This window comes from Anaeroplasma bactoclasticum, assembly GCF_003550015.1.
GTDB lineage: Bacteria > Bacillota_I > Bacilli_A > Acholeplasmatales > Anaeroplasmataceae > Anaeroplasma > Anaeroplasma bactoclasticum.
On the sequence record NZ_QXEV01000006.1, the window covers coordinates 1 to 8,410 of the forward strand.

General features: G+C 30.0%; 6 protein-coding genes, 5 tRNA genes and 1 pseudogene. All 12 read left to right on the plus strand.

The window, feature by feature from the left end:
• Positions 1-15 precede the first annotated feature (15 nt).
• Positions 16-92, plus strand: a tRNA-Asn gene (locus EI71_RS03755).
• Positions 93-159: 67 nt separating this feature from the next.
• Positions 160-235, plus strand: a tRNA-Val gene (locus EI71_RS03760).
• A gap of 2 nt (positions 236-237) precedes the next feature.
• A tRNA-Thr gene (locus EI71_RS03765) sits at positions 238-313 on the plus strand.
• A gap of 145 nt (positions 314-458) precedes the next feature.
• Complete coding sequence (locus EI71_RS03770; protein ID WP_119015924.1) at positions 459-1,592, plus strand: hypothetical protein; 1,134 nt, start codon at positions 459-461, stop codon at positions 1,590-1,592.
• A 113-nt stretch (positions 1,593-1,705) separates the two neighbouring features.
• Positions 1,706-2,074, plus strand: a complete 369-nt coding sequence (locus EI71_RS03775; protein ID WP_162849739.1) for a zinc-ribbon domain-containing protein — start codon at positions 1,706-1,708, stop codon at positions 2,072-2,074.
• A gap of 1 nt (position 2,075) precedes the next feature.
• On the plus strand, positions 2,076-3,194 hold the full coding sequence (locus EI71_RS03780) for a GGDEF domain-containing protein (RefSeq protein WP_162849740.1): 1,119 nt from the start codon (positions 2,076-2,078) through the stop codon (positions 3,192-3,194).
• 127 nt (positions 3,195-3,321) lie between these two features.
• Positions 3,322-4,746: a pyruvate kinase gene (pyk, locus tag EI71_RS03785; RefSeq protein WP_119015927.1), complete on the plus strand. Its 1,425-nt coding sequence runs from the start codon at positions 3,322-3,324 to the stop codon at positions 4,744-4,746.
• A 162-nt stretch (positions 4,747-4,908) separates the two neighbouring features.
• Entirely contained in the window at positions 4,909-6,378 is a 1,470-nt protein-coding gene (locus EI71_RS03790; protein WP_162849741.1) for an RNA-guided endonuclease InsQ/TnpB family protein, read from the plus strand.
• Positions 6,379-6,490: 112 nt separating this feature from the next.
• Positions 6,491-7,504: a hypothetical protein gene (locus EI71_RS03795; protein WP_119015929.1), complete on the plus strand. Its 1,014-nt coding sequence runs from the start codon at positions 6,491-6,493 to the stop codon at positions 7,502-7,504.
• A gap of 117 nt (positions 7,505-7,621) precedes the next feature.
• Positions 7,622-7,698, plus strand: a tRNA-Pro gene (locus tag EI71_RS03800).
• Positions 7,699-7,705: 7 nt separating this feature from the next.
• Positions 7,706-7,779: transfer RNA gene (locus tag EI71_RS03805), tRNA-Gly, on the plus strand.
• Positions 7,780-7,959: 180 nt separating this feature from the next.
• Positions 7,960-8,410: pseudogene (locus EI71_RS10120) on the plus strand (hypothetical protein); the annotation flags it as partial.

Genomic DNA, 8,410 nt, shown 5'->3' on the forward strand with positions numbered 1-8,410 from the left:
TTGAATATAACTTATGCCTACTTAGCTCAGTTGGTTAGAGCACCTGACTGTTAATCAGGGGGTCGTGAGTTCAAGTCTCTCAGTGGGCGCCATTTCTTTTTTTTATAAAAAAGATTTGACAAACCACGACCATTTTATTAAAATTAAATTACGTGATATGGAGGACTAGCTCAGTTGGGAGAGCATCTGCCTTACAAGCAGAGGGTCAGCGGTTCGAGCCCGTTGTCCTCCACCATTGCCGACTTAGCTCAATTGGTAGAGCAACTGACTTGTAATCAGTAGGTTGTGGGTTCGATTCCTATAGTCGGCACCACTAAGAGACTAGAAGATTGATTTGAATCAATCTTTTTTTATTTTTTCAATTTTTTGTTTTAATACCAATAAAAACTATCCTGTTATCTTAATATACGAAATAATTGTGTTATTATAGTTATATATTAAAGATGGGTGGGTTTTGTATGAGAATAAGTCCTAATATTTTTAGAGTAGTAATATTTATAGCTTGTTTATTATTAATAGTATCCTTAGGTTTATGCTATTATTATGGAATAAACGCGGATTATACATTTGAAGTATATATATTTATGACTGCCGCAGCGGGCACTTGGGTAATACTTTTTTTATTACTATCTATTTTGATGCCAAGATATGTTATATCTAAAAGACAGGCATGGGTTAGCAAGCATGGTCATATTGCTTTTGCTAAAATCACATCATTTTATACAACAGAGCATAGGAATGCATATAATAGAAAAATGACTATAATACATAATATTGTAAGAACAGAAGATGGTTTAGAATTTACTATAGATTTTGAGCCTTTATTAAAAACAAATGATAATGTTGTAGTTATAAGATATGATGAAGATTGTGCAATCTTTGATAATAAAACAATGAGATTAATTTATAAAAAGAAGATTATAGAGGCAACATTTTCGAATTATATTCAAAAAAATGAAAATTATGTTCCTATTCCAAAGGATTTATCTGGAGACAAGAAAACTCTTGTTGGTAAGAAATTAATCATCGGTATACTTGCATTTATCATTCTTGCCAATTACATTATTCCTACTGTAATTATTCTGTCTAACAATAATACAAATAATGAAGCAGTGACAAATAATACAACAAAATGGAATGATGAGATTAAAACAAAATCTAAATCCATCCTTGGATTTGAACTTCCAGAATATGATTTAGGATATACGGGCTCTTATTATGTTACAGATGCAAAACAAAGATTATATGATACAAATTTAAATAGTGGATATTTATATCCAAACGGAAGTGAATTTTCATTTCATTTTTTAAGTAGTGGACCAAGTGATGATAAACTATCTAGCTATGCAACGTATTTATCTTTAAATTATGGATTCACAAAGAATTTTGATCTATTAGATTTAGATTATTATACTAATGTTAGTAATGCGTGTAGTCAGGAAAATCCATCTGGAGTATTTCATTACATTCAATTAAAAAAAGATAATCTATATATTGTAATTACAAAATCCTATAGTACAGGTTATTATAATTATATGAACTATGCAGCTGAATTAAAAAAGGATGTATGGCTTACATGCATAAAACTATAAATAGAATTGGGGGATTTAAAATCCCCTTTTTTGGTAACAAAAACATTGAATTTGACAATAAATTCGAATTGGTATATACTCTATACTACGCGAGAAAAAGAGGATGAAGTGCCATGAGGTGTAAAAATTGTGGGTTTGAAACTCCAAATAATTCTAATTTTTGTAGCCATTGTGGTACGAAAATAGATTTTGAAGATAATTTTATAAATGTAGAAGAGCCAAAAGAAGAACCCAAAAGTAAAAGTCAGGAAGAGGTAATTAAAGAACAATATCCAGACATCGATATGTCTAAAGCCTCTATTATGTGGTATATTTTAGGCTTTTTTGTTCCAATAGCTGGGCTTATTATCTTCTTTATGTTCTTATATAAAAAGCCTGATTTAGCTTTAAAGGCTAGAAGAGGGGCTTTACATGGTTTTGTTATAGACTGTATACTTTTAACAGTATTTTATATTTTAGTTTATGTGAGAGGAGGCGTTTAGTATGGAAAAGAATAAAGCTGTATATGATGAAATCTATGGCAAGCTTATAGGTAAGATTATTGTAATTTTTATATCTAGCTGGCTATTAGTTACCATATTAGAAATCATTGTAGGTATTGTGTTTACAGCAGATAAACAACGTGAACTTCAGGTTTTAGAATACTTTATAAAATATGTAATTGTTCCTGCTAGTGTTGATGCTGTAATTATTGCAGTTACATTATTCCTTTTAAAAATGAAGAAGCTTTCTTCAAAAATTAAAAATTATGTTCTAGTTACTTCATTATGGTGTATAGCTTTAGTATTATCGATTACTCATGGATATTTTGTAGTTATGCTTGCAGCCTTTATTATTCCTGTTTTAGCATCAACATTGTTTTTAGATTATAAGACATTTACTTATGGTATTATTCTATCTTTAGCTGGTGTATTTGCCGCATCTATTACAATCCTTTATTTAGAAGGTAATAGTGATAGAAGTGGTAAAATCTATATTTGGGGTAGTGCTATAATTGCTGTATTACTTGTTGCATTAACCTCAGTTGTTGTTGGACTTGTTGTTCAAATTCATAGGCAAAGAGAAAAGGTATTAATCGAGATGCAGCATGAAAATGCTAAGCTTGTAAAAGCCAATCGTGTCGATGGCTTAACAGGCTTACAAAATCATACAAGCTTCTATAATGTATTAGAAAATAAGCTATCTAAGGCTAGAAGAGATAGAAGGGGCTTTGCTTTAGCTATGCTAGATATTGATGATTTTAAGAATATTAATGATACATATGGCCATGGCATTGGTGATGATATTTTAAAATATGTATCCGATACAATTGTTGCTGCCATTAATAAAACGGGAGTTTCCTTCCGTTATGGTGGAGATGAATTTGCGATTATTTTTAATAACCCAAATCCAGAAGCTAATGTTGCTGCACTTGAGGTTCTAAGAAAATCTGTTGCAAATAATGATTCCTTATTCTCCGATGGAACAAGGGTTACATTATCTATTGGATATTACAATGTAAAAGAAGTTCAAATGACTTCTGAAGAGATTTTCTTTAGAGCAGATCAAGCATTATATCAAGCAAAATATAATGGTAAAAATCAGGTACATGCTGAATATTAATTCAATTTTGGCATTTCTCGCGAAAGAGAAATGCTTTTTTTCGTTTTGTTTCGTATGTTTCGAAATCTATTTTTTCTAACACAAAATAATATTTTGTGGTAAACTATAAGAGACGAGGTGATATTCTATGCGTAAAACAAAAATAATTTGTACTCTTGGTCCTGCATGTGACGATGAAGAGCTACTAAAGAAAATGATTTTAAACGGCCTTGATTGTGCCAGATTAAATTTCTCTCATGGTACTCATGAGGAACAAAAGGTTCGTATGGACCGTGTAAAAAAGGTAAGAGCTGAATTAGGCATTCCACTACCTATTTTACTAGATACAAAGGGACCAGAAATCCGTGTAAGATTATTTAAAGATGGTAAGGTAGAACTACATGAAGGACAGGAATTTACATTCTGTAGTGATTATGATCTTATTGGTGATGAAACTAAGGTAGGCTTAACTTATCCAGATTTAGCAAAGTATGTAAATAAGCCTGGTACATTAATCCTTGCAGATGATGGTAAGGTTGAATTTGAAGTTGTACGTGTTGAGGGAACTAATGTTGTTACAAAGGTATTAAACAATGCTTCCCTATCCAATCGTAAGTCTATTAATATTCCAAATGTAATTGTAGATATGCCATATATTTCTGAGGTGGATAGAAGCGATTTAATTTTTGGTATTCAAGAATGTGTTGACTACATTGCAGCATCCTTTGTAAGAAGACCAGAAGATGTTTTAGCAATTCGTGAATTATTAGATAAGTATGATACATCTGGTAAGATCCGTATTATTTCAAAAATCGAAAATACTGAAGGTATTGCAAAGATGGATGAAATTATTGAAGTATCTGATGGTATTATGGTTGCCCGTGGAGATATGGGTGTTGAAGTTCCATTTAAGATGCTTCCAAAGATTCAAAAGGAATTAATCGATAAATGCTATAAAAAGGGTAAGATTGTAGTTACCGCAACTCAAATGCTTGACTCTATGCAGCAAAACCCAAGACCAACAAGAGCAGAAGTATCTGATGTTGCTAACGCAATTTATGATAAAACAGTAGCAATTATGCTATCTGGTGAATCTGCGGCTGGTAAATATCCACTTCAATCTGTAACAGCAATGAAGGATATTGCTGAATATACAGAATCCAATATCGATTACAAGCGTAGATATTGGGAATGCAACCTAGATTTAGGTGAAGATTTCTTATCTTCTATTTGTAATGCAGCAGTATCTTGTGCATATCAAATGCACGCTAAGGCTATTATTTGTGTTACAAACGCTGGTCAAACAGCATTTAAGCTTTCTGCATATCATCCAGAATGCCCTATTATCGCATTAACTGTAGATGAAAAGGCATGCCGTCAGTTAAATTTAGCATGGAATGTATATCCAATTTATGCAGAAAAGAAGAATTCTGTTGATGAATTATTTGAATATGCATTACAAGAAGCATTAAAGACAGGATTAGTATCTAAGGGAGATCGTGTCATCATCACAGGTGCATCCTCTGTTGTTGGAAATACAATTACAGATACAATTAAATTGCATGAAATTTAAGATTAAGGGCCACGGGCCCTTTTTTCTTCTACTAGTAAATTCCAATTAATTATTTCATTATAACTTTATAAAAAATATTTGTAAAAAAATGAAATTTTTTTTGAAATAGACATCGATAATGTCAAAATAGGGTGTATTCTACCATCGGAAAGGAGAAAGAATATGTCAAAAAATTATAAAGTTGTAAAACAAAGGCTTAAATCTACTAGTGGGGAATTCTTTATTTATAGATTTTTATCTATGAAATGTAGAAGTGCTAATAATACGGCTTTAGCCAATATTAAGAAGCATTATACAAATGAAAAAAAGTATATTAATAAATTTGATAATTTTACGGAACTTTCAAATACGGAATTAGCTTTATGGTTGAATAATGAAATATATCAGAAGGCAGTATTTAGGGCTGATGCTTCATATCAAGCTTATTTTAAATTGTTAGAATATCAAAAAGAAAATCATTTAGAAATAACAGCTAAAGAACCTGATTATATAAAAGGTTATTATCCAATAACATTTTCATATATCGGTAATAAATATGAAAATGGGAAAAGAGTATTTAATATACCTTTATCTGTTCCTTTTAAAAGATTATTAAGAGAATTAGCACCAGGTATTAACTATTTAAAACAATTTGTTGATGTAAGTAAATTAGATTTACCAGATAATTATTTTATAAAATTATCAATTCCCAAAATACTTACTGATAAAAAGATAAAGGAAGTTTCAATTATCCCTTTATATAATGGAAAGAAATTTGAAATAGCTTATACTTATTTAGACGATAAAGAATATAAAAAAGCTTCTGGTAGTGGAGTAATGTCTATCGATTTAGGAATTAATAATTTAGCCACATGTGTAACAGATAAAGGAGACTCCTTTATTATTGATGGAAAAAGAATAAAATCTATGAACCAGTATTATAATAAAAGAATGGCTGAATTAAAAGGAGAAAATCCCTATTGTTATAGATTAAATGAAAACCCAATAACTAAAGACTTAGAATACAAAAAAGATTTAAAGAAAAAACTTAAGCCAAATGAAAAGTATAAATCCTTTAAAACAAAAAGAATGATAAATCTAATGATGAAAAGAGAAAATAAGATAAATGATTATATCTATAAATCATCTAAAATGATTATTGATTATTGTCTTAATAATGAAATAACTAAAATAGTAATAGGATATTCAAATAATTTCCAAAAAGGATTTGAATATAGTGGTAGCTATGATTTTAAAAATAATTATTTAAAGCATATAGAAAAGAATATGATAAAATCAAATAATCAAAAATTCTTATCAATTCCCTTTGGAAAGATTAAATCAAGATTAGAATACTTATGTAAAAAACATAAGATTGATTTAATCTTACAAGAAGAATCATATACTTCTTTGTCATCTTTTATGGATTTAGATGAAATACCTGTATATAATAAAGAAGAAAATAAAGAATATACATTTAGTGGTAAAAGAATTCAAAGAGGATTATACGAAACAAAAGATAAAATATATATAAATGTTGATATAAATGGAGCATTAAATATATATAGAAAAAGTAGCGTATGTGATATGAAAGTAATTGAATATCTATTACGTAGAGGTGTGAACACACCAAAGCGACTTCAAGTTATTTGAGGCGTTAAAAAAAGGAGCAATAAGCTCCTTGGGGTAAATTTTATTTACCTTTGTTCTGAACAAAATTTGATTTTGTTATAAAATGAGATTTGCTAATGGGGAGGAAGCAAACATGAAATTAAAAAAAATATTATTAGGGACCGGCATAGTATCTATTGGAGTTCTTGCATCCTGTGGGGGAAATGAAAAGGAATTAATTGCAAAGGAATTTCAAATAGAAGAGCCAAATGTAAATAATTTAGAAGAATTATCTACTGGATTGAATGAATTTACCGAAGATTATGATAAAAAGCATTTAGAAAAATTAGATGGATTCTTTAATGAATACAAATCCATTACAATACAGAATAAGTATGTATCTAAGGATTCTGAGGGAAACGAAAAAAGTGGCTATTATTACACTTCAACAACAGATTTTGAAACAGGTAATACTTACTTTTATCATACTGATTTTGAAACTGTTGAGGGTAAAAGGGTTAATACGGTTATGATAGAAACCTATGCTATAAGAGGTGAAAAAAGCTATACAGTTGCAACAGAGATTACATTCAATGAGTATTTAGTACCAAATTCAAAAGAGGAAAAGAAGGTTTCTGGTCAAGCCAAAATGGTTACTAGTGTTCCTGTAGATAATGTTATATTAAATCAAAAGGAAAAATATACTACAGAAGAGGATATCCCAACAAGAGTAAATAAGTTTTTGGATAAGAGTCTTCTATATAATGTTATTAATTTTATAAAACCAAAATATTGTGATTTATCTATACCTGGTTGTTTGAAGTTCTATACAAGTGAGGATAAGAAAATCTTTACATCCTATGTTAGTATGAACAATTCAAATAAATATTATTATGTAGATAATGATTATTTATATAAAGGAAAGTATTGTTCCACAGGTAAAACAGATTATGCAAATGATGTTATTTATAATAAAGAAAGCCTTGTAAATAAGAAAATAGATGTTAGTACTTATACTGAGTATGACTATGATACTTTCTATGACGAATACCCCTCTGCTTTATCATGGCTTAGTCCAAAGCCATTATTCCCTTTCGCAAGAGTAATAGCAGAAGAATCATATCCAATTGCAATACAATATTCAGCACTTGAAGCTTATATAAAATAATAACGATTGGCACCTATTTTGAGTGCCAATTTTAATTTTAAAAAAAATTGAAAAAAGTTGTTGATAATTAAATTTTGCTGTGATATAATAAACGGGCGTGTAGATAAAACACGAATTCGGGATTTAGCTCAGCTTGGTAGAGCGCTTGGTTTGGGACCAAGATGTCGTAGGTTCGAATCCTATAATCCCGACCATTAATATGCGAGTGTAGTTCAATGGTAGAACCTCAGCCCTCCAAGCTGATGACGTCGGTTCGATCCCGATCACTCGCTCCAATAAGATGAGTTATCTCTGATGAAAATCAGAGATTTTTTATTTTATAGGAAATTACAACTTTTTTAATAACACACCTATTTTAACGTTTTTCACCTCTTGCGAAAAAAACGTTATTATTTTATAATAAAATATAAGGAAAATTCTTTATTAAAATTTATATATTTTCGAGGTGAAGCAATATGATATTGAATTTTTTAGCATTAGATAAAAGTTTATTAGCAATGTGCATTATTGGTGGAATCGTACTTGTTGCAGTTGTATGGTTAATTATTGCTAGAATAGTATCGTCAAAAGGTGGAAAGAAGGATGAACATTCTTTAGAAGAAAAACTAAATTCTTCTGAACCAGCAAAAGAAGAAGGCGGACAATCAGTTCCTGTTTCTGCGAAGAAAGAAGAACCAGCACAAGAGGATAATGGTAAATATCAGGTAGTTATTACTGCTAATGGTATGAAAAAGATTCCTATTGAAGATAAAAAGTCTTCAAAGAAGAATGAAGAGGTTGTTGAAGATAATTTAGCAGCTGAAGAAGAAATTCAGGAAAAGCCAATGGAAGAAATTGGTGAAGATGTTGAAGAAACTCCTACTGAAGCACCAGTTGAAGAGGCAGAAGAACCAAAGGCTGAAGAAA

What these genes read in the sequence shown, in the direction of transcription:
- EI71_RS03780 (WP_162849740.1), top strand. Translation starts at nt 2,076, where the DNA reads ATGGAAAAGAATAAAGCTGTATATGATGAAATCTATGGCAAGCTTATA.
- EI71_RS03795 (WP_119015929.1), top strand. Translation starts at nt 6,491, where the DNA reads ATGAAATTAAAAAAAATATTATTAGGGACCGGCATAGTATCTATTGGA.
- EI71_RS03790 (WP_162849741.1), top strand. Translation starts at nt 4,909, where the DNA reads ATGTCAAAAAATTATAAAGTTGTAAAACAAAGGCTTAAATCTACTAGT.
- pyk (WP_119015927.1), top strand. Translation starts at nt 3,322, where the DNA reads ATGCGTAAAACAAAAATAATTTGTACTCTTGGTCCTGCATGTGACGAT.
- EI71_RS03775 (WP_162849739.1), top strand. Translation starts at nt 1,706, where the DNA reads ATGAGGTGTAAAAATTGTGGGTTTGAAACTCCAAATAATTCTAATTTT.
- EI71_RS03770 (WP_119015924.1), top strand. Translation starts at nt 459, where the DNA reads ATGAGAATAAGTCCTAATATTTTTAGAGTAGTAATATTTATAGCTTGT.